Annotated in this window: 14 protein-coding genes; 2 read left to right on the top strand and 12 right to left on the bottom strand. The window is 69.8% G+C overall.

Annotation, left to right across the window (positions count from 1 at the left end; all coding sequences use genetic code 11):
* The first annotated feature begins 85 nt into the window (after window positions 1-85).
* Window positions 86-1,423, top strand: coding sequence for an esterase-like activity of phytase family protein (locus tag OZ671_RS09675; RefSeq protein ID WP_268860563.1), 1,338 nt, complete (start codon window positions 86-88; stop codon window positions 1,421-1,423).
* A gap of 66 nt (window positions 1,424-1,489) precedes the next feature.
* Here the strand turns inward: OZ671_RS09675 and OZ671_RS09670 are convergent, their stop codons facing one another.
* The 9 genes from OZ671_RS09670 to phnG all read right to left on the bottom strand — a co-directional run bounded on the left by OZ671_RS09670 (window position 1,490) and on the right by phnG (window position 9,525).
* Window positions 1,490-2,218: an FkbM family methyltransferase gene (locus tag OZ671_RS09670; protein WP_268860562.1), complete on the bottom strand. Its 729-nt coding sequence runs from the start codon at window positions 2,216-2,218 to the stop codon at window positions 1,490-1,492.
* Between the two features lie 375 nt (window positions 2,219-2,593).
* The gene (gene phnN / locus OZ671_RS09665) at window positions 2,594-3,199 is read right to left on the bottom strand and encodes a phosphonate metabolism protein/1,5-bisphosphokinase (PRPP-forming) PhnN (RefSeq protein WP_268860561.1); all 606 of its coding nucleotides are present in this window, start codon (window positions 3,197-3,199) and stop codon (window positions 2,594-2,596) included.
* 21 nt (window positions 3,200-3,220) lie between these two features.
* On the bottom strand, window positions 3,221-4,378 hold the full coding sequence (locus tag OZ671_RS09660; protein ID WP_038308169.1) for an alpha-D-ribose 1-methylphosphonate 5-triphosphate diphosphatase: 1,158 nt from the start codon (window positions 4,376-4,378) through the stop codon (window positions 3,221-3,223).
* A gap of 195 nt (window positions 4,379-4,573) precedes the next feature.
* Complete coding sequence (gene phnL / locus OZ671_RS09655; protein WP_268860560.1) at window positions 4,574-5,305, bottom strand: phosphonate C-P lyase system protein PhnL; 732 nt, start codon at window positions 5,303-5,305, stop codon at window positions 4,574-4,576.
* 319 nt (window positions 5,306-5,624) lie between these two features.
* Entirely contained in the window at window positions 5,625-6,425 is an 801-nt protein-coding gene (phnK, locus tag OZ671_RS09650) for a phosphonate C-P lyase system protein PhnK (protein ID WP_038308164.1), read from the bottom strand.
* Window positions 6,422-7,333 (bottom strand): alpha-D-ribose 1-methylphosphonate 5-phosphate C-P-lyase PhnJ, encoded by a 912-nt coding sequence (locus OZ671_RS09645; protein WP_268860559.1) that lies wholly within the window; start codon window positions 7,331-7,333, stop codon window positions 6,422-6,424. Before OZ671_RS09645 ends, phnK begins: the two co-directional genes overlap by 4 nt.
* Window positions 7,330-8,460 (bottom strand): carbon-phosphorus lyase complex subunit PhnI, encoded by a 1,131-nt coding sequence (locus OZ671_RS09640; protein ID WP_268860558.1) that lies wholly within the window; start codon window positions 8,458-8,460, stop codon window positions 7,330-7,332. Before OZ671_RS09640 ends, OZ671_RS09645 begins: the two co-directional genes overlap by 4 nt.
* A gap of 1 nt (window position 8,461) precedes the next feature.
* Window positions 8,462-9,049 carry a phosphonate C-P lyase system protein PhnH gene (gene phnH / locus OZ671_RS09635; RefSeq protein WP_268860557.1) on the bottom strand — a complete coding sequence of 196 codons (588 nt, stop codon included), beginning with the start codon at window positions 9,047-9,049 and terminating at the stop codon, window positions 8,462-8,464.
* A complete protein-coding gene (gene phnG / locus OZ671_RS09630; RefSeq protein WP_268860556.1) occupies window positions 9,049-9,525 on the bottom strand; it encodes a phosphonate C-P lyase system protein PhnG in 477 nt (158 codons plus the stop codon). The genes phnH and phnG overlap by 1 nt, the downstream gene beginning before the upstream one ends.
* A gap of 169 nt (window positions 9,526-9,694) precedes the next feature.
* On the opposite strand from phnG, the gene phnF reads away from it, so the two are divergent.
* A complete protein-coding gene (gene phnF, locus OZ671_RS09625) occupies window positions 9,695-10,414 on the top strand; it encodes a phosphonate metabolism transcriptional regulator PhnF (protein ID WP_268860555.1) in 720 nt (239 codons plus the stop codon).
* Between the two features lie 45 nt (window positions 10,415-10,459).
* Here phnF and OZ671_RS09620 read toward each other — a convergent pair whose 3' ends face one another.
* From OZ671_RS09620 to phnE (OZ671_RS09610), 3 genes are all read right to left on the bottom strand, one after another.
* Window positions 10,460-18,193 carry an MBG domain-containing protein gene (locus OZ671_RS09620; protein ID WP_268860554.1) on the bottom strand — a complete coding sequence of 2,578 codons (7,734 nt, stop codon included), beginning with the start codon at window positions 18,191-18,193 and terminating at the stop codon, window positions 10,460-10,462.
* A 114-nt stretch (window positions 18,194-18,307) separates the two neighbouring features.
* Window positions 18,308-19,189, bottom strand: coding sequence for a phosphonate ABC transporter, permease protein PhnE (gene phnE, locus OZ671_RS09615; RefSeq protein WP_268860553.1), 882 nt, complete (start codon window positions 19,187-19,189; stop codon window positions 18,308-18,310).
* Window positions 19,186-20,082 carry a phosphonate ABC transporter, permease protein PhnE gene (phnE, locus tag OZ671_RS09610; RefSeq protein ID WP_268860552.1) on the bottom strand — a complete coding sequence of 299 codons (897 nt, stop codon included), beginning with the start codon at window positions 20,080-20,082 and terminating at the stop codon, window positions 19,186-19,188. Before phnE (OZ671_RS09610) ends, phnE (OZ671_RS09615) begins: the two co-directional genes overlap by 4 nt.
* Between the last annotated feature and the right edge of the window lie 196 nt (window positions 20,083-20,278).

Genomic DNA, 20,278 nt, shown 5'->3' with positions numbered 1-20,278 from the left:
TCATCCCGCCGTCATCGATCCGTTACGCCGCTGTCAGGCTGATCCGCCAAGGAGCGCCCGTTCCTCGATATGTCCGGAGCCCTTGATGCGCGCCCTGATTTTCGCCGCCGCCCTCCTCGCGGCCACGCCGGTCCTCGCCCAGCAGGAGTTCCCGGCCCGTCTCGCCGGCCATGCCCTGCTGCCGGCGGCGACCTTCATCCAGCCGCCGGCCGACGCGCCGGCCGACCTGCAGGTCTCCGGCAAGTTCACCGGCCCGGCGCGCGTCGATGCCGTCGGCACCATCATGGGCCGCTCCGCCGGCCGCCCGACGGGCCTGTCGCTGCCGTTCCGCGGCCAGCCGGCCCAGGGGCATTCCGGCATCCGGCGCATGGCCGACGGCACGTTCTGGGTGCTGACCGACAACGGTTTCGGCTCCAAGGCCAATTCGCCGGATTCGATGCTCTATCTCAACCGCTACCGGATCGACTGGGAGAAGGGCTCGTTCGAGCGCCTGGAGACCGTCTTCCTGTCCGATCCCGACAAAAAGGTGCCGTTCCGCATCGCCAACGAGGGCACCGAGCGGCGCTACCTGACCGGCGCCGACTTCGACACCGAGAGCTTCCAGATCATCGGCGGCAAGATCTGGATCGGCGACGAGCTCGGCCCCTACCTCATCCGCGTCGACATGACCGGCAAGGTGGAAGCGGTGTTCGAGACCCAGGTCGACGGCCAGGTGGTGCGCTCGCCCGACCATCCCGCGGTGACGACGCCGGCCGTGCCGGGCGGCCCGGTCGACTTCCGGGTGCGCCGGTCCAAGGGTTTCGAGGGCATGGCGGCCTCGCCCGACGGCCGCTTCCTCTATCCGCTGCTCGAAGGCGCGCTGTGGGATCCCCAGAGCAACGGCCTCGAAATGCTCGACGGCAAGCAGTACCTGCGCATCCTGGAATTCGACGTGCAGGCCGGCCGCTGGACCGGACGCCACTGGAAGTTCGTGCTGGAGGAGAACAACCTCTCGATCGGCGACTTCAACATGATCGACGGCACGACCGGCCTGATCATCGTGCGCGACGACAATGAGGGCGTGCCGGAGCGGGCCTGCCCGCAGGGCCAGCGCGCCGAGACCTGCTTCCACGCCCTGCCGCGCATCAAGCGCGTCTGGAAGATCGAGATGACCGACGCCAATGCCGGCGGCCCGGTGCGCAAGATCGGCTTCATCGACCTCCTGCGCATCCAGGATCCGGACAGCCGCGCCCGCAAGCCGCTGTCGGGCGGCCACTTCCAGTTCCCGTTCTTCACCATCGAGAATGTCGACGTGGTCGATGCCGACCACATCATCGTCGGCAACGACAACAACCTGCCGTTCTCCTCGAGCCGCGATCCGAACCAGGCCGACGACAACGAGATGGTGCTGCTGCGCGTGCCGGAATTCCTGCGCGCCCGCTGAGCGGCGCCGGTCGCAGACAGCCGAGGGCCCGGTGCAGACCGGGCCCTTGTCTTTCCGGTCGGGCCGTCACCGGTCGATGGACGGCCGCCGCGTCATCCGCGTCACGTTGCGGCGCACCGCGAAGATGCGGCCATAGGCATCGCCCTTCAGGTCGGCGCGATAGCCGGCATAGCCGAGCAGCGGATCCCAGGAACATTCCTCGTCGTGCAGGATCTGGAAATCGCCGGACAGGGTCGCGCGGATCTGCTCGCGGTTCCGGCGGTTCTGGAATTCGAGCAGGACCAGCGAGGTCTTCGACAGGTCGAGATGGGCGAGCACGTCGCCCTCGCCACCCTCGATGTCGATCTTGACGACGTCGGCCGAGGGCAGGCTCGCCGGATCGACGACGTCGACCTCGTAGGTCTCGGCCATGTGGCCGGCGACGAAGGTGTCGCCGGAATAGGCCGCGAGCCCGGATTCGCCGTCGCCGGCATAGCGGCTGACGAAGGTCGCCCGCCGCGCGGGGCCGGGGAACAGCGCCGCATTGACGATGGTGATGTCGCGCCGGCCCGCGGTGTTGCGCTTCAGGTAGTCGAAGGTGCCCGGATGCGGCTCGAAGGAGCGCACATGGCTGCCCGGCCAGCGGGCCGCGGCCCAGAGCGCGAAGGAGCCGACATTGGCGCCGATATCGAGAATATCGAGGCCGATACCGTCGTAATCGGCCTCGTATTCGCCTTCCAGCACATCCTTGATGGCAAATTCCATGGGCTCGGGGCAATGCACCATCATGGGAATGCGGGCGACATAGCGGTTCACGGGGCGGTTCCTCCTGGCGTGCCGGCGCGGGGCTGACGCCCCGCTGCAGCCAGAAGCTATCGCGCCGGCGCGGCTTTTCCAGGGGGAGGGGCTTGCGCAGGTGGTTGGCGGGAAGGGCGCCGTGGTTCGAGGCGCGTAACCGCTTAAGGCTACATGGCACCAGGCGCGGCCGTGGTTCGAGGGTCGCTTCGCTCCCACCTCACCATGAGCTGGGGAGGTGAATGGCAGCAGGCTTGCTCATGAAGCCCTGTGCGAAGCGCTTCATGACCGCGCTTGATGTCATGCTTTGCCGACCCTCGTGGGTGAGGAGCCCGCGCCCTGGCGCGGGCTTCGAACCACGGCCACCCGCAATGCCGCGCAATCGCGCGCGGAATCTCACGCGACCGGCGCGACCAGGACCGCGAGGAAGTGCTCGACGGCCGCTTCCACCGGGCCGTCGTTGAGGATGGTGACGTCGGCCGGCGCGCCGGTCTCGACGCGGCGGGCGACGCGCGCGGACGGGTCGCCGTCGCTCGACCGGCCGCGCGCCGCGACGCGGGCCGCGAGCACGGCGGGCGGCGCGGTGATCTCGACCACGATCACGCTCTGGTAGCGCCGGCGGGCCGCGTCCAGGATCGAGCGCGAGACATTGCACACGACGGTCCGGCCTTCGCGCAGCAGATGGTCGATGGCGATCGGAATGCCGTAGTCGTGGCCATGCGCGGACCAGGACAGGGCGAAGCCGCCGATGCGGGCGAGGGTCGCGAAGGTCGCCACGTCCACCTCGGCATTGGCTTCCGCCGCCGAGGGAGGCCGGGTCACCACACGGCTCGGGAACAGCACGCGCTCGTCGCCGGCGAGCCGCTGCCGCGCCGCCTCGATCAGCGTGTCCTTGCCGGCGCCGCTCGGTCCGACCACCAGCACGAGCCGGCCCGGGCCGATCGGTTCGGCCGGGGCGGAAGCGACGCCATTGGCATGATCGAGCGTGCCGGGCACGGACATGGGCGGCGGATCCTCGTTCGGTCAGGAGATCCGGAGGCCGGTGCGCCAGACCTGGCGCACCACCGGCTGGCTGCCGACCAGCACGACGCGCACCAGGTCGCCGCGCTTGCCGACGGCGATCTCGCCGCGGTCGGTCATGCCGGTCGCCTCGGCCGGGGCCTTCGACACGGTGCGGATGGCGCCGGGAAGGCCGCCCACCGCCGGCACGCCGGCCAGGCCGAAGGCGCCCTGGATCAGGCTGATCGGCACATAGTCGGACGAGAGAATGTCGAGCACGCCCGCCTCGGCCAGCTCCAGCGCCGAGACATTGCCGGAATGCGAGCCGCCGCGCACGACATTGGGCGCGCCCATCAGGACGGCGATGCCGGCCGCATGCGAGGCGCGTGCCGCTTCCACCGTGGTCGGGAACTCGGCGATCGAGACCCTGTCGGCGAGCGATTCGGTGACATGCTCCTCCAGCGTGTCGTCGTGGCTCGCCAGCGCGATGCCGCGATCATGGGCGAGCGCCACCAGGCCGCGCTTGTTCGGCTCGGCGATGATCGCCGAGCGCGCCTTGCGCGCCTCGAACAGGGCCGTCAGCTCGTCCTCGGCGAGGCCGCTCTTGCCGCGGTAGTAGACGCGCTGCTTCTCCTCGTCGCGGAACTGCCGCTGGCCCGGCGTATGGTCCATCAGCGACATCAGCCGGACGTCGAAGCGGGCGAGGTAGTCGCTCGCCTCCTCGACCACGCCGCGCGAGGGGATCTCGCAGCGCAGGTGGGTGTGGTGATCGGCGCGCAGGAGGCCGCTGCGCTTGGCCTCCTCGAGCCCTTCCGACAGTTCGAGCAGCGCATCGGACACGCCCGGCCGGTCGTCGTCGCGGCCGACGCGCAGGCTGTCGAACACGGTGGTGATGCCGGAGGCGGCGATCTGCGCGTCATAGGCGAAGACCGCCGACAGCGGGTTCCAGTAGACCTTGGGGCGCGGCGCGTAATGCGGTTCGAGATGGTCGGTGTGCAGCTCGACGAGACCGGGAATGATCAGGTCGTCGCCGCAGTCGATCGCCTCCGGCCGCTGACGGTCCTCCTCGACGGCGACGATGTCGCCGTTCTCGACGACGATGGTGCCGGCGACCTCGCGGTCGGCGAGGACGATGCGGCGGGCGAAGAGCGAGACTGCGCCCTTGTCGGTGGTGGCTCTCATGGTCGGTCACTCATGATCGGTCTTGGCAGTTCGTGTCGGACTGTTCTTGCGGCAGGCATTCAGGCGGCGCGCCGCGTGTCTTTGGCTCGCCCTCGTGGCCGATGTTGGACCAGGCGGACGAAAGGCACGCGACAGGCGGGTCGGGGCGGCTCCTGTCGTGTCGGCTCCGGCATCGGCTCCCTGTTTCCCGCCGGCTCAGGCGACCGCCTGGGCCGGCGCGCCCGCGGCGAAGGCGGTGACGTCGACGACGCGGGTCGCGACCCGCTCGCGCACGTCGTCGTCGTGGAAGATGCCGACGATCGCCGTGCCGGCGGCCTTCTTGGCCTCGATCAGCTCGACCACCGCCGCGCGGTTCCTGGCATCCAGCGAAGCGGTCGGTTCGTCAAGCAGCAGGATCGGATGGTCGGCTATGAAACCGCGGGCAATGTTGACGCGCTGCTGCTCGCCGCCGGAAAAGGTCGCCGGCGGCAGCGACCAGAGCCGTTCGGGGACGTGCAGGCGGGTCAGCAGCGCGCGGGCCCGCGTTTCCGCCGTCTCGCGCGGCAGGCCGAAGGCCACCGCCGCCTCGGCGACGACGGCGAGCGCCGGCACGCGCGGGATGACGCGCAGGAACTGCGAGACGTAGCCGATCGTGTCGCGGCGCAGCTTGAGGATCCGGCGCGGCGCCGCGGCGGCGATATCGACGATCTCGCCGGCCGGCGCGCCGGCGCCGTCGCGCACCCGGACGGCGCCCGAATCGATCCGGTAGTTGCCGTAGATCATCTTCAGGATCGACGACTTGCCGGCGCCGGACGGGCCGCCCAGCACGATGCACTCGCCGGCATGAACGTCCAGCGACACGCCCGAGACGACCGGGATGGTCAGGCCGCCCTGCAGATGCATGGTGAAGCTCTTGCCGACGTCGGTCAGGCTCAGGGCCGGGATCATATCACGTGTCCTTCTTGATCTTCGTTTGCATGCCCTGCAGCGAGGGGCGCCGCGGTTCGAGGCTCGCTGCGCCCGCACCTCACCATGAGGATGGGTGGTGAATGGCATCGCGCGTGCTCACGCAACCCGGAGGACTGGGCACCCCATTGCACCGCGGCCGATGCTGTGCCGCTTCCGGCCTCATGGTGCGGGCGAGGGCTGGCCCGCACCGCCGCCGATGCAGCACGCCCCCGCTCCTCATGGCGAGGTGCGAGCCGCAGGCGAGCCTCGAACCACGGCCATGCCTGATGCAGTGGGGCGGGCTTGAGAGTGATGTTCCTCATGGCTGCAGGATCGAGGAGACGAGCAGCTGGGTATAGGGCTCGCGCGGGTCGTCGAGCACCTGGTCGGTCAGACCGGTCTCGATGGCGCGGCCGTCCTTCATGACCAGGATGCGGTGGGACAGGAGGCGGGCCACCGCCAGGTCGTGGGTGACCACGATGGCGGCGAGGCCGAGATCGGCGACGAGGCCGCGGACGAGGTCCAAGAGGCGCGCCTGCACCGACACGTCGAGGCCGCCGGTCGGCTCGTCCATGAAGACGAGGCGCGGGCTGGTGACGAGGTTGCGGGCGATCTGCAGGCGCTGGCGCATGCCGCCCGAATAGGCGGTCGGCCGGTCGTCGATGCGCGCCCGGTCGATCTCGACCCGTTCGAGCCAGGTCTCCGCCTCGGTGCGGATATGGCCGTAGTGGCGCCAGCCGACCGCCATCAGGCGCTCGCCGACATTGGCGCCGGCCGAGACGCCCATGCGCAGGCCCTGGGCGGCGTCCTGGTGGACGAAGCCCCAGTCGGTGCGGAATAGGAAGCGCCGCTCGGCCTCCGACAGCGAGACGATGTCGCGGGTGACGCCGTCGCGCATGGCATAGAGCACCTGTCCCGCCGAGGGCGCCATCTGCCCCGAGAGAAGCCGCAGCAGGGTCGACTTGCCGGAACCGGATTCACCGACCACCGCCAGCACCTCGCCGGCATGCAGGGCGAAGGAGACGTCGCGGCAGCCGATGCGGGCGCCGTAGAACTTCGACACGCCCTCGGCGATCATCAGGGGCCGTTCGGCCGCGGCGGCCGTGGTCTGGCTGGTCATGCCTCAACTCCCGCGATGGCGGCCGGAGCCTCGCCGAGCAGGTCGCCGCGATGGCCTTCGGCCCGGCGCTCCTCGCAATGGTCGGTGTCGGAACAGACGAACATGCGGCCGCCGCGGTCGTCGGTGATCACCTCGTCGAGATAGGTGTGGCGTGCGCCGCAGAGGTCGCAGGGCCGGTCGAAGCGGGTCGGCTCGAACGGATGGTCCTCGAAATCGAGCGAGACCACCCTGGAATGGGGCGGCACGGCATAGATGCGCTTCTCGCGGCCGGCGCCGAACAGCTGCAGCGCGGCGCAGTCGTCCATCTTCGGATTGTCGAATTTCGGCGTCGGCGAGGGATCCATGACGTAGCGCCCCTCCACCTTCACCGGATAGGCATAGGTGGTGGCGATATGGCCGTGGGTGGCGATGTCCTCGTAGAGCTTCACATGCATCAGCCCGTAGTCGGCGAGGGCGTGCATGACGCGGGTCTCCGTCTCGCGCGGCTCGAGGAAGCGCAGCGGCTCGGGGATCGGCACCTGATAGACCAGCACCTGGTCCTCGGTCAGCGTCTTCTCGGGAATGCGGTGGCGCGTCTGGATGATCGTCGCCTCCGCCGTCGCGGTGGTGGTGCGGATGCCGGAGGTCTTCTCGAAGAACTTGCGGATCGACACCGCATTGGTGGTGTCGTCGGCGCCCTGGTCGATCACCTTGAGCACGTCGCCGGCGCCGAGGATCGCCGCGCTCACCTGCACGCCGCCGGTGCCCCAGCCATAGGGCATGGGCATCTCGCGCGAGGCGAAGGGCACCTGGTAGCCGGGAATGGCGATCGCCTTCAGGATGGCCCGGCGGATCATCCGCTTGGTCTGTTCGTCGAGATAGGCGAAATTGTACTGCGCTGTGCTCTGGGCGGTCATGGTGGCGGTCATTCCGCGGCATCCTTCAGGGGCGCCGGCGCCTCGGCTCCGGCCTTGTCGGCGGCTTCGGCGCGCGCGAAATGTTCGGCGCGCAGCTTGCGCAGGAGGGTGAGCTCGGCCTGGAAGTCGACATAGTGCGGCAGCTTGAGGTGCTCGACGAAGCCGGTGGCCTGGACGTTGTCGGAATGCATCAGCATGAATTCCTCGTCCTGGGCCGGCGCGGTGACCTCCTCGCCGAGCTCGCGGGCGCGCAGCGACCGGTCGACCAGGGCCATGGCCATGGTCTTGCGCTCGCAATGGCCGAAGGCGAGGCCATAGCCGCGGGTGAAGCGCGGCGCTTCGCTGCCCGATCCCTTGAACTGGGTCACCATCTGGCATTCGGTCAACGTGAGCTCGCCGAGCGGCACGGCAAAGCCGACCTCCTCGGCGAAGAATTCGAGCTCGACCTCGCCGAGCCGGATCTCGCCGGCGAAGGGATGGGTGCGGCCGAAGCCGCGCTGGGTGGAATAGCCGAGCGCCAAGAGGAAGCCCTCGTCGCCGCGGGCGAGGTTCTGCAGGCGCAGGTCGCGGCCGGCGGGAAAGTCGAGCGGTTCGCGCGTGAGGTCGCCGACCGGGGCGTCCGGCTCGGGCAGCGGATTGCGCTCGATCAGGTCGTCCTCGGCAATGAGGTCGGTGACCCGCGGCATCGGCGTCTCGTCGGCCGGCGCGCGCTTCGGCTCGGGCACCGGCGCCCCGGCCTCGATCAGGAAGTCGATCAGCCGATGGGTATAGTCGAAGGTCGGGCCCAGCACCTGGCCGCCGGGAATGTCCTTGTAGGTGGCCGAGACACGGCGGCGCACCGCCATGGCGGCGGTGTCGACGGGCTCGCTGGCGCCGAAGCGCGGCAGCGTGGTGCGGAAGGCGCGCACCAGGAAGGCGGCCTCCACGAGGTCGCCGCGGGCCTGCTTGACGGCGAGCGCGGCGAGCGGACGGTCATAGAGCGAGCCCTCGGTCATCACCCGGTCGACGGCGAGGGTGAGCTGCTCGCCGACCTGGGCGGCGGTGATCTCGGGAACCGCCGGATCGCCGCGCCTGATATGGGCGAGCAGCGCGTGGGCGTTCTCGATGGCGCGTTCGCCGCCTTTGACTGCGACATACATGTCAGGCCTCGCTGATGCGGGTGGTGCGCGGCAGGCCGGCAATGCCGGAAGGGCCGGCGAGCACGAGGTCGACGCCGCGCGGGAACAGCGCATGGTTGGCGGCAAGCGCGGCGGCGATGTTCTCGGGAAGGCCTGCCGCGGCAAGCGTCGCCTCGCCCTTGATGCCGGGACCTTCGAGGCGGAATGTCCGGCCGGTGCCAAGCGCCGGCACCTGCAGGACGAGCGTGGTGGACCGGTCGGGATAGGCGTCGGTGCCGAGCGCGAAGCCTGCGAGGTCGCCGAGCGCCAGGGGATCGGCGATCACAGCGAAATTCGCCTTGGACGGATCGTCGGTCAGCCGCGCGCCGCTGTGAAAGGTCAGGTAGGCCCTCGTCTCCTCGGTCGCGGCGGCCGGATCGAGATAGAGGCTGGTCTCGAAGTCGACGAGCGCCAGCACCACCGCCGCGGCCACCGGGCTGAGCGGGCGGGGCGCTTCGGCGAGGCCGGCGACCGGCTGGATCGTGCCGGGCCGGGCGAGCGCGTTCATCGTGGCGCGGAAGGCGCGCTGCGCCTCGTGGACGGGATCGGAATAGGCGCTGGCGATGGCCATCAATTGTCTCCGCGCACCATGGTGAAGAAGTCGACGCGGGTGGCCGCGGTCCGTTCGGCGCTGAGCTTGCGCTCGGCGGCGAGCCGGTCGCGGACGGGGGCGAGCACGGCTTCCACCGCCGCGCGATGGGCCGGCACCTGCCAGAGCGCGTCGGCGAGCGCGGCAAGGCGCGCCTTGTCGAGGTCGCGGCCGAGCACGTGGCCGAAACCGATCTCGCCGCCGGCGAGCGCGACCGCCGCGCGGGTGACGGTGGCTTCGCCGAGATTGAACGGCGCGCCGTCGCCGCCGACCCGGCCGCGCACCATGACGAGGCCGATCTCGGGCTGCCGCAGCGTGCGGATCTCGGGCATGGGCGAGACGGCGGTCTCGACCGGCGCGAGCTCGGCCGCGGTGGCGCGGGCGGCGATCGCCATGGCGGCCTTGCGGGCGGCCGTTTCGGCGGCAGGGGAATCGATGGGGGTCTGTGTGTCGGTCATGATTTGTATATTCATCTAGATGATTATACTTTTATGACGGCCGGGCCTGATGATCAAGCCGGAACGGCATGGTATCGACGGACCGATCGCGGGGCCGGAAGGACGGAAACGTCTGGAAGCGCCGCATTTCGGCTTTGAGCGGTGACAGGCGGATGACGGATCGAGGACCATGCTGGCACGCGGCGGCGGAGTAACGGTCTGGCGGCAGATCGCGGAGGCGATCGAGGCCGAGATCGCCAGCGGCGCCCTGGCGTCGGGCGAGCGCCTGCCGACCGAGGCGGCGCTGTCGGAGCGATTCGGCGTGAACCGGCACACGGTGCGGCAGGCGCTGAAGTCGCTGGTCGACAAGGGGCTGGTGCGGGTCACGCAGGGCTCGGGCACCTATGTGGAGGCCAAGCCGCTGGCCTATCCGATCGGCGCGCGCACGCGTTTCTCCGAGATCGTTCTCGGCCAGGCACGCGAACCGGCCGGCCGCCTCATCGACCATCGCATCGCCGGCGCCACGCCTGAAATGGCCGAGGCGCTCGGGCTCGCCGCGGAGGCACCCGTGGTCGTCATCGACAGCGCCCATTTCGCCGACGGCGTGCCGATCTCCTGGGCGATCGCGGCCTTTCCGATGCCGCGCTTCGCCAGGGTGCCGGAGGTCTATGCGGCAACCGGCTCGATCTCGGCGGCGCTCGCCGCCTGCGACGTCGCCGACTATCGCCGCTCGCTGACGCGGGTGGGCGGCGGCGTTGCCGATGCGGTCGATGCCGCGCGGCTCGAAGTGGCGGTCGGTCGGCCGATCCTGGTGATGGAAAGCGTCAATGTCGACCGCGACGGCGTGCCGGTCCAGTGGTCGCGGTCGCATTTCTCGGCCGACCGCGTGCGCATCACGATCGCCAATTGACGGCTCTTGCCGGCCGCGCCGCGCGCCGGCCGGCATGCTTGTGCGTCACGGGCAGGTCATGCCGCCCGACGGCTGCTGGCGGCAGGACGGGCCGGTGCCGCCTGCGGCGGCGCTTTCGGTGAGTCCGTCGAGTGCGGTCGTGCCGCCGGAGCCGGTGAGGTCCGGTGCCGGCGCGGTGAGGGTCGCAAGCTGGCTGATCGACACCGGAGCGGGCACCGGGCTGACGGACAGCCGGCCCGGCTGGAAGGTCAGGAGATAGTTGGGCGAAAGGGCCAGCGAGCCCTGCAGGATGGCGTAGCTGCCGACCGTCTCGCCGGCCTCGCGCGCGAGGGCGCCGGCAACCTGGTCGCCATTGACGAGGCCCATGCCGCCGATGCTGTAGGCGAGCGCCGGGTCGGGCTGACCGAAGCTCTTGGCAAGGTCGAGCGCCGTGATGGTCACGGGGCGGGGCGTGACCGTCAGGCTCGCGCCGGCAAAACCCGTGATGGTGTAGTTGGCATTGGCGAGCGAACCGAGCGCGATGGCATAGGTGCCGGCGCCGGAGAGGCCGGTGGCCGCGGTCGCCAGGGCGCCCGACAGGGTGTCGCCATTGACGAGGCCCATGCCGCCGACGCCATAGGTCAGCGCCGGATTGGCTTCGCCATAGATCCGGCTCTTGGCGTCGGCGGTGACGGTGATCGTGCGGGCGGTGACCGCGAGATCGGCTCCGACGAAGGTGACGGCATAGTTGCCGGTGCCGAGCGTGCCTTGCGTGATCGCATAGGTACCGACATGGCTGGTGCCGGTGGCCGCCGTCGCGAGGCTGCCGGCCAGGCTGTCGCCGTTAACCAGCGAACCGCCGGTCACCTGCCAGGTGAGCGCCGGATCGGGCTCGCCATAGATGCGGCTTCCGGCATTGGCGGTGACGGTGATGGCGCGCTGGGTGACGGCGAGGCTGGCGCCGGCATAGGTCAGGGCGTAGTTCGCGGAGGCCGCCAGGTCGCCCTGCGTGATGGCGTAGCTGCCGACATTGCTGGTGCTCGTCGCGGTCGTCGCGAGGCCGCCGGTCAGGCTGTCGCCGTTGGCGAGGCCCATGCCGCCGATGCTGTAGGTCAGCGCGGGATTGGCGTCGCCATAGATGCGGCTCCTGGCATCGGCGGTGACGGTGATGGCGCGCTGGGTGACGGCGAGGCTGGCGCCGGCATAGGTCAGGGCGTAGTTGGACGAGGCGGCGAGGTCGCCTTGCGTGATGGCGTAGCTGCCGGCATTGCTGGTGCCGGTGGCCGCCGTCGCGAGGCCGCCGGTCAGGCTGTCGCCGTTGGCGAGGCCCATGCCGCCGATGCTGTAGGTCAGCGCCGGATTGGCCTCGCCATAGACGCGGCTCCTGGCATCGGCGGTGATGGTGATCGGCCGCGCGGTGACGACGAGGCTGGCGCCGGCATAGGTCAGGGCATAGTTGGACGAGGCGGCGAGGTCGCCTTGCGTGATGGGATAGCTGCCGACATTGCTGGTGCTCGTCGCGGTCGTCGCGAGGCCGCCGGTCAGGCTGTCGCCCGCGGCGAGCGAGCCGCTCGTCACCTGCCAGGTCAGCGTCGGATTGGCCTCGCCATAGGCGCGGCTCGCGGCATCGGCGGTGACGGTGATGGCCCGCTGGGCGATCGTGAGGCTGGCGCCGACATAGCTGACGGCGTAGTTGGACGATGCGGCAAGGTCGCCCTGCGTGATGGCGTAGCTGCCGACATTGCTGGTGCTCGTCGCGGCCGTCGCGAGGCCGCCGGAGAGGCTGTCGCCGGCGGCGAGGCCCATGCCGCCGATGCTGTAGGTCAATGCGGGATTGGCGTCGCCGTAGGTACGGCTCTTGGCGTCGGCCGTGATGGTGATGGCCCGCTGGGTGACGGCGAGGCTGGCGCCGACATAGGTGACGGCGTAGTTGGACGAAGCGGCGAGGTCGCCCTGCGTGATGGCATGGGCACCGACATTGCTCGCGCTGGTCGCCGCTGTCGCGAGGCCGCCGGTGAGGCCGTCGCCGTTGACGAGGCCCATGCCGCCGATGCTGTAGGTCAGCGCGGGATTGGCGTCACCGTAGGTGCGGCTCTTGGCGTCGGCGGTGATGGTGAGGGCGCGCGGGGTGACGGCGAGATGGCCCGCGACATAGGTCAGGATGTAGTTCGGGGACGCTGCGAGGTCGCCCTGCGTGATGGCGTAGCTGCCGACGGCGCTGGTGCCGGTCGCCGCCGTCGCGAGATTGCCGGTCAGGCTGTCGCCGGCGGCCAGCGAGCCGATCGTCACCTGCCAGGTGAGTGTCGGGTTGGCGTCCCCATAGGCGCGGCTCTTGGCATCGGCGGTGACGGCGATGGCGCGCTGGGTGACGGTGAGGCTGGCGCCGACATAGGTCAGGGCGTAGTTGGACGAGACCGCGAGGTCGCCCTGCGTGATCGGATAGCTGCCGACATTGCTGGCGCCGGTCGCCGTCGTCGCGAGGCCTCCGGTCAGGCTGTCGCCGCCGGCCAGGGAGCCGCTCGTCACCTGCCAGGTGAGTGCGGGGTTGGCGTCGCCGTAGATGCGGTTCCTGGCATCGGCGGTGACGGTGATGGCGCGCTGGGTGACGGCGAGGCCGGCGCCGACATAGGTGACGGCATAGTTGGACGAGGCCGCGAGATCGCCCTGCGTGATGGCGTAGCTGCCGACATTGCTGGTGCTCGTCGCCGCCGTCGCGAGGCCGCCGGTCAGGCTGTCGCCGTTGGCGAGGCCCATGCCGCCGATGCTGTAGGTCAGCGCTGGATTGGCGTCGCCATAGACGCGGCTCCTGGCGTCGGCGACGATGGTGATCGGCCGCGCGGTGACGCCGAGGCTGGCGCCGGTGAAACTCGTGATCTGATAGTTGGGATCGCCGAGCGTGCCGGCGGTGATGGCGTAGTTGCCGACGCCCGACGCTGCCGTCGCCGCTGTCGCCAGCGATCCGCCGAGCGTGTCGCCATTGGCGAGGCCGAGGCCGCCGACCGTATAGGTCAGGGTCGGGTTGGCGTCACCGTAGGGCCGCGTCTGCGCCGCGGCGGCCACCGTGATCGGGCGGGCCGTGACGCCGAGGCTCGCCGTCGTGAAGCTGGTGATGTCGTAATTGGGGTTGGCGAGAGTTCCGAGCGTGATGGCATAGCTGCCGACGCCCGAGGCCGCGGTCGCGGCGGTGGCCAGCGCGCCGGAGAGCTGGTTGCCGTTGACGAGGCCGAGACCGCCGACCGTATAGGTGAAGGTCGGGTTGGCGTCGCCATAGTGGCGCGACGCCGCGTCGGCCGTCACCGTGATCGGCCGGGCCGTGATGGTTTCGTTGGCCGTGACATAGGTGATGGCATAGTTGGAATGGCCGAGCGTGCCGAGATTGATGGCGTAGACGCCGACATTCCTGGTCGCGTTGGCCGATGTGGTGAGCTCGCCGGTGAGCTGGTCGCCGTTCAGCAGCGCGCCGCTGGTGATCCGATAGGTCAGGGCCGGGTCGGTGGTGTCGCCATAGATCCGGGTCTTCGCGTCGGCCGAGATGGTCAGCGGGCGCGCATTCACCGTCAGCGTGCCCGGAATATAGATCAGCCGATAGGCATTGCCCGAAGGGCTCGTCACCGACGCTCCCGACGCGGTGATGCTGTAGTCGCCGACATTGGAGAACTGCGCGGCCGAGGTGACGAGGCTTGCCAGCGTCGCGAAGCTGTCGCCCGGCTTCAGGCTGCCGTAATAGGTTGCCGTCAGCGTCGGATTGGCATCGCCGTAGAAGCGGCCGACGCTGTTCGGCGCAATGGTCAGCACGGTGAGGAAGGCATAGAGCTCGGGATAGTGCGCGGCACTCGCGCCGTTGTTCTGGCCGACCTGGTTGGGCGGCGCCCAGACGCCCTGGAAGTCCCAGCCGCCGAAGGTCGCCTGGTAGCTCGACAGATCCTGCAGCTGTGCCGTGGTCAGTCCGCTGGCGTTGAAGGTGCCGGAATTGCTGGCGACGCCCTGGCTGGTGCCCTTGCCTGATGTCGTCGTGTCCCAATACGAATTGGTGATCGTGCCGGAATTCGTTGCGGCGAGGCCGCCCGTCCCCGCGCCGGTCACGGCGCCGGTCGCGTAGGTTCGCGTGATGCTGCCGCTGTTGTCGCCGACCAGGCCACCGCCGCCGCTGACGGCGCCCGTCGCATAGGCATCGGCGATCGTGCCGCCGGCACTGTTCCTGCCGGCAAGCCCGCCAGCGGCGCTTGCGCCGCCGACCGCGCCGGTCGCATAGGATTGGCTGATGGCGCCGGAATTGTCGCCCACGAGGCCGCCGATATCGGCGCCGATGCCAGTGACGGCGGCCGACGAATAGGTCCGCGAGATCGTCCCGCGGTTGACCCCGACGAGGCCGCCCACCGAGCTGGCTCCGGAGACGGTGCCGGACGAATAGGCGTTGATGATGCTGGAGCCGACGAGGGCGGTCCCGGCGAGCGCGCCCACGTCCGCCGCGCCGGTCACCGCCGCGTTGACGAGGCCGACATTGCCGATCGTTCCCGCGACCAGGCCGAACAGGCCGGTATTGCCGAGGGAGGGCCGGGAGATGACCAGGTTCGCGATGGTATGGCCGCCACCGTCGAACTGCCCGGTGAATTGCGCTCCGTTGGCCGCGACGGGCATGAAACCGTAGCCGTCGCCGAGCACGTCCGACGTGAACCAGTGACGCGAAAGCTCGGCCGACATGTCGATGTTGCGCATCAGCCTGTAGGAGGCGGATGGATCCAGCGCCATCAGCTGCAGCTGATGGGCATTGCCGATGCTGGTCGAAAATTCGGTCAGCAGGAACGGCCGCGCCGCGCCGCGCCCGCCGTTCGTGTTGTTCAGCGAGCCGTCGGCGGAGATCATGACGAAACCGGGGGCGCCGGGTGTGGTGCCGAAGGTCAGACCGGGCATGTTGGCGACATTGGCGAACTGGGCCGTGGTCAAGCCGGTGGCCTGGAACGTTCCCGCCTGAGCGCCGTTGCCGTTGCTCATGCCGGTGGTTTGGGTGTCCCAGTAGGAATTGGTGACGTTCGAGCCGCTCGACACGTCATAGCCGATCAGCCCGCCGGTCTGCGGCATGTAGCTCGCGGAGACCGCGCCGGTCGCATAGGCCTGCGTGATCGGGCCGGAATTGCCGCCGACAAGACCGCCGACCCCGGTATAGCCGTAGACCGACCCCGTCGCGTAGGCCTGGGTGATCGACCCGTTGTTCTGGCCGACCAGTCCGCCCGCCAGGCCGCCATAGGCCCAGACATTGCCGCTCGCATAGGAGCCGGTAATGTTGCCGCCATTGTAGCCGACGAGGCCGCCGATCTTGTCGCCGTTGCCGCGCGAGCTGCCGGTCACATTGCCGGTGGCGTAGGAAGAGCGGATGACGGCGCCGGGATCGTTGTTGCCGACGAGGCCGCCGCCGGTCCGCGCGGCCTCGACCGCTGCGCCCGAGAATGAATTGAGGATGGTGCCGTTGTTCTGGCCGACCAGGCCGCCGACATAGATGCCGCCGATGATCGTGCCGCTGGTGACGCCAAGGTTCCGGATGATCCCGGCATTGCCGGTGAACAGCCCGATGAGATTGCCTGTCGGGCGGTTGATCGTCAGGTTGGAAATCGCCTGGTTCAAGCCGTCGAAGATGCCGCTGAAGGCTGTGCCGGAGACGTTGTAGTTCGAGGTGTTCAGCGTCTGATTGCCGATCGGCTTGAAGCCGGCGCCGCTGTTCCAGCCCGACGTCACGCTGGCGTCGATGTCGCGCCCCAGCGCATAGTTGCCCGTCAGCCGGTTGTTGACGTTCTGCAGGTCGTAGACAGTGTTGACCAGCATGAAGGCGGTGAGCGTCCCGCCGCCGGTGATGTTGCCGCTGTAGTCGGTGCCCGTCGTATAGCTCGTGGCGTTGACCGAGGGCGTCGCCGTGGGCGGATTGCTCGCGGGATTGTAGTAGACGTTCACTGCGCCCGTGGTCGACACCTGGATGCCCGCGCCGAACGACACGGTGCCGCTGCCCATGCCGCTGTTGTCGGCGCGCAGGTCGATGGTGGCGCCGCCGGTATTGGTGATGGCGGCATTGACCGCGATGTTGCGGTAGGCGCTGAGCGTCAGGCTGCTTCCGCTCGACCAGGTGATGGCGCTCGCCACCGTGATGTCGCCGGCCTCGGTTCCCGGGCTGCCGAAGCCGCCGGTGGTGATGGTGACGTTGGCCGAATTCAGCGCCGCCTGGAGCGTCGCGACATTGATCACGCTGGTGCCGGTCGGCGTGAAGGTGGTGGTGCCGCCGGTGCTGCCGGTCGCGTGGCCGGCATCCGGCGCATTGGAGATGACGATGTTGTAGGGATCGAGCAGCAGCGTGCCGAACCGCCCGAGGGCGGCGCGCATGTCCGCCATTCCGGTGAAGGCGAGGGTACCCTTGCTGGACACTTCGGCAAAGCCGCCGTCGCCGCCCTGCGGGCCGCCCCGAGCGGACAGGGTGCCGGCGAAACGCGTGTCGCGATCCGACCAGACGATGATCCGCCCGCCGTCACCGGAGCCGAGGGCATCGGCCCGGATGGTGCTCGCACCGTCGATCGCGACCGTCTCGGCATGTGGCAGCGATCCGCCGCCCTGGTAGTCGCCGCCGATGCGGATCTGGCCGCCGCTGGTGCCTCCCGACGCGTCGATCCGCGCTCCGGCGAGGTCGATGATCCGGCCGGTGATGGTGATCGCGCCGCCCGACAGCGCCGGGCTCGACGCGTCGATGCGGCCGGTGGCGGAGACGGTTCCGCCGGCGCCGCCGTCGACGACGACGGTGCCGGCGGCGCCCGGCGGTTTCGGGCGTGGCGGCTGGGTGCTGCGTCTGCCGGCCTGTGCGGCGGGCTGTGGCCGGGCGGCGCCGACACGCGGCGCACCGGTGTCCGGGGCGGTTCCGAAGCGCAGGCCCGAGGCGGTCTGGGCGACGCCGCCGGCCTCGATCGTGCCACCGAGCTGGATCGCCGCGCGGGCGACATCGGCGCTCGTCGCCGCCCGCGCCTCCACGCGGCCGCCCTGGGCCCGGATTCGGCCGGTCTGGCGGATGAGCGCCTGGGCGCGGTCCGGATTGCCGGTCGGAACCGAGACGGTCAGGAAGCCGTCGCCTTCGACGTCGACCGAGACGGCCTCGCCCGCGGCAAGCCCGACCCGGCCGCCGGGCGCTGCGATGGTTCCCTCGTTGGTCACCCGTCCGCCGATCAGCACGGCATCGCCGCCGCCGCGCACGCGGATGGTTCCCTGGTTGGTGACGTCGGCCGACGCGCCTGTGCCGGTGAAGCGCCGGCGGCCGGCCATGAAGTCCTGGTCGCTCGTGGCGAGCGTCGAGGCGGTGAAGCCGGCGGTGTCGACCGTGCCGCTCGGGGTGATCAGGATGCCGTTCGGATTGACGAGATAGACTTGGCCGTTGGCCTGGATCTGGCCGGCAATGGTCGAGGCGGTGCTGCCGGTCACCCGATTGAGGGTTGCGGCGTCGGCGCCGGGCTGCTGGAACGTGACGCGTCCGCCCGCGCCGACGGAGAAGGCGTTCCAATTGATCACGGCGCGCTGGGACGACTGGTTGACGGTCAGCGCGCCGGCCTGCGGCGCGCCGATGCTCGCGGTGCCGGCCGCGACCGTGCCGCCGCTGGGCAGGGTCTGGGCTGGGGCGCCGCACGGCATGAGGCCGGCGAGCAGCGCCGCGGCCGAGACCGACAGGTTCAACCGCTGCCGCGTCGCGCCATGCCGGCCGACCGGTCTCGAAATGAGCGCCATGATCCGCGCCGCCGGCGCCGCGCCGCCCGCCATCTTCACCCTTTGCATGCCCATGCCCGCTCGCCCTGGCCGCTCGTGCATCCGTGCACCCATCTGCCGATTGCCATGAACCGGGGCAGCGGTCTTCTCACGGGGCGCACGAAGTCGGGGGTCGGTCCGGGCGCGGCCTCAGCGCTGCCCGGAGCCGATCAGCGCGAAGCGCAGGCGGGTGGAGACGAAGTCGATGGCGATGACTGCGGCGAGGATCATCAGGATCAGCGCCGAGACGTGCTGGTATTCGAACACGCGGATCTGTTCGGCAAGGTGCAGGCCGATGCCGCCGGCGCCGACAATGCCGATAATGGTGGCCGAGCGGGTATTGCTCTCGAAATAATAGAGCACCTGGCTGCCGATGACCGGCAGGATCTGCGGCAGGAGGCCGAAGCGGATGCCGTCGAGCCGGCTGCCGCCGACCGAGGCGACACCCTCCACGGCCTTGCGGTCGGCGGCCTCGATCGCTTCCGAGAACAGCTTGCCGAAAACGCCGAAATTGGCGGTGACGAGCGCGAGCACGCCGGCGAACGGCCCGAGGCCGACGACGCTGACCCAGATGAGCGCCCAGATCAGCTCGTCGACGCCGCGGATCGTGTCGAGGAAGCGGCGCGACAGGAAATGCACGACGGCGTTGGGGATGACGTTCTTCGCGGCGAGGAAGCCGAAGGGCAGGGCGAGGATCGCCGCCACCATCACGCCGAGAAAGGCGATGGCCACGGTCTCCGCCAGGGCGTGCAGGTAGACGAAAAACTTCGACCAGGTGCCGGTCGAGGGCGGCAGCATGCGCCAGAGGAATTCGGCCAGCCGCCCGAAGCCGAACAGGATCTTGGCGGCCGAGAATTCGAGCGCGACGAGTCCGAAGACGAGAAGCGCGGCGAGCGCGAGGATCGTGCCTGCCGCGACGAGACGCCGGCGCACCGGCGGATGGAACACGTCCCGGTGGCGGGCGGCGATCTCGTCCCTGCGGGCGAGCGCTTCGGCGACGACGGGATGGGGACTGGCGGCGCGTGCGGTCATGGCCGGTTCTCCAGGCCGATCAACGCGTGGCGCACACGCTCGGTCAGAAGGTCGATGACCATGACGGTGACGATGATCAGGACGAGGATGGCGGAGACGTCGGGATAGTAGAACTTGCGGATCGCCTCGATCAGGTCCTGGCCGATGCCGCCGGCGCCGACGAAGCCCATGACGGAGGCGCCGCGCACGTTCACCTCGAAGCGCAGCAGCGCATAGCTCGTGAAATTGGAGAGGACCTGCGGCACGACGGCGAAACGCACGGTCTCGACCCAGGTCGCGCCGGTCGCCTTCAGCCCGTCGACCGGCTTCATGTCGATGTTCTCGACGACTTCGGCGAAGAGCTTGCCGAGCGCCCCGGTCGTGTGGATGGCGATGGCCAGCACGCCCGGCACCGGGCCGAGGCCGAAGGAGACGACGAAGATCAGGGCGAAGACGATTTCGGGAACGGTGCGGCAGAATTCCAGGTAGCGCTTGGCGAGGATGCGCACCGCATGGGTCGGGCTGAGATTGCCGGCGGAGAAGAAGCACAGGGCAAAGCCGCCGATCGCGCCCAGCACCGTGCCGACATAGGCGATCAGCAAGGTCTCGCCGAGCAGCTTCAGCCACTTGCCGAGGCCCCACATCCACTCGGCCGGGTCGGACAGCACGAAGCGGCCGGCGGCCGGTCCGTTGTCGAGCACGAAGATGCGGCCGATATAGTCGGTGAAGCGCCAGATGTTGCCCACCAGCTTGGAAAGATCGACATCGGCGACATGGCCGGCGGCGAGGGTTGCCGCGGCGACCAGGACGAGCCCGAGAACGAGCTGGCGGCGCTTGGCGCCCATCGCATCGCGGTAGGCGTTCTCGAGCGGCGCGAGCTGCGGGTCGGGAAGGCGGGGAATGGCGCTCGCCATGGGTCTCCTGTCCGGGCTTTTCGGGGCTTTCCGATGTCTTGCTCGGCATCGTGCCCTGCGTCACGGGCGGTCGTGGTTCGAGGTTCGCTCCGCTCGCACCTCACCATGAGGAGGGGTGGGAATGGCATGAGGGCTGTTCATGCAGTCGCGAGCTCTGGTGCGCCGTCAGCGCCGTCGCTGCTGCAATCCGCCCCGA

Source organism: Phreatobacter sp. AB_2022a (assembly GCF_026847585.1).
Taxonomy (GTDB): domain Bacteria; phylum Pseudomonadota; class Alphaproteobacteria; order Rhizobiales; family Phreatobacteraceae; genus Phreatobacter.
This window is presented reverse-complemented; position numbering and strand designations above follow the sequence as displayed.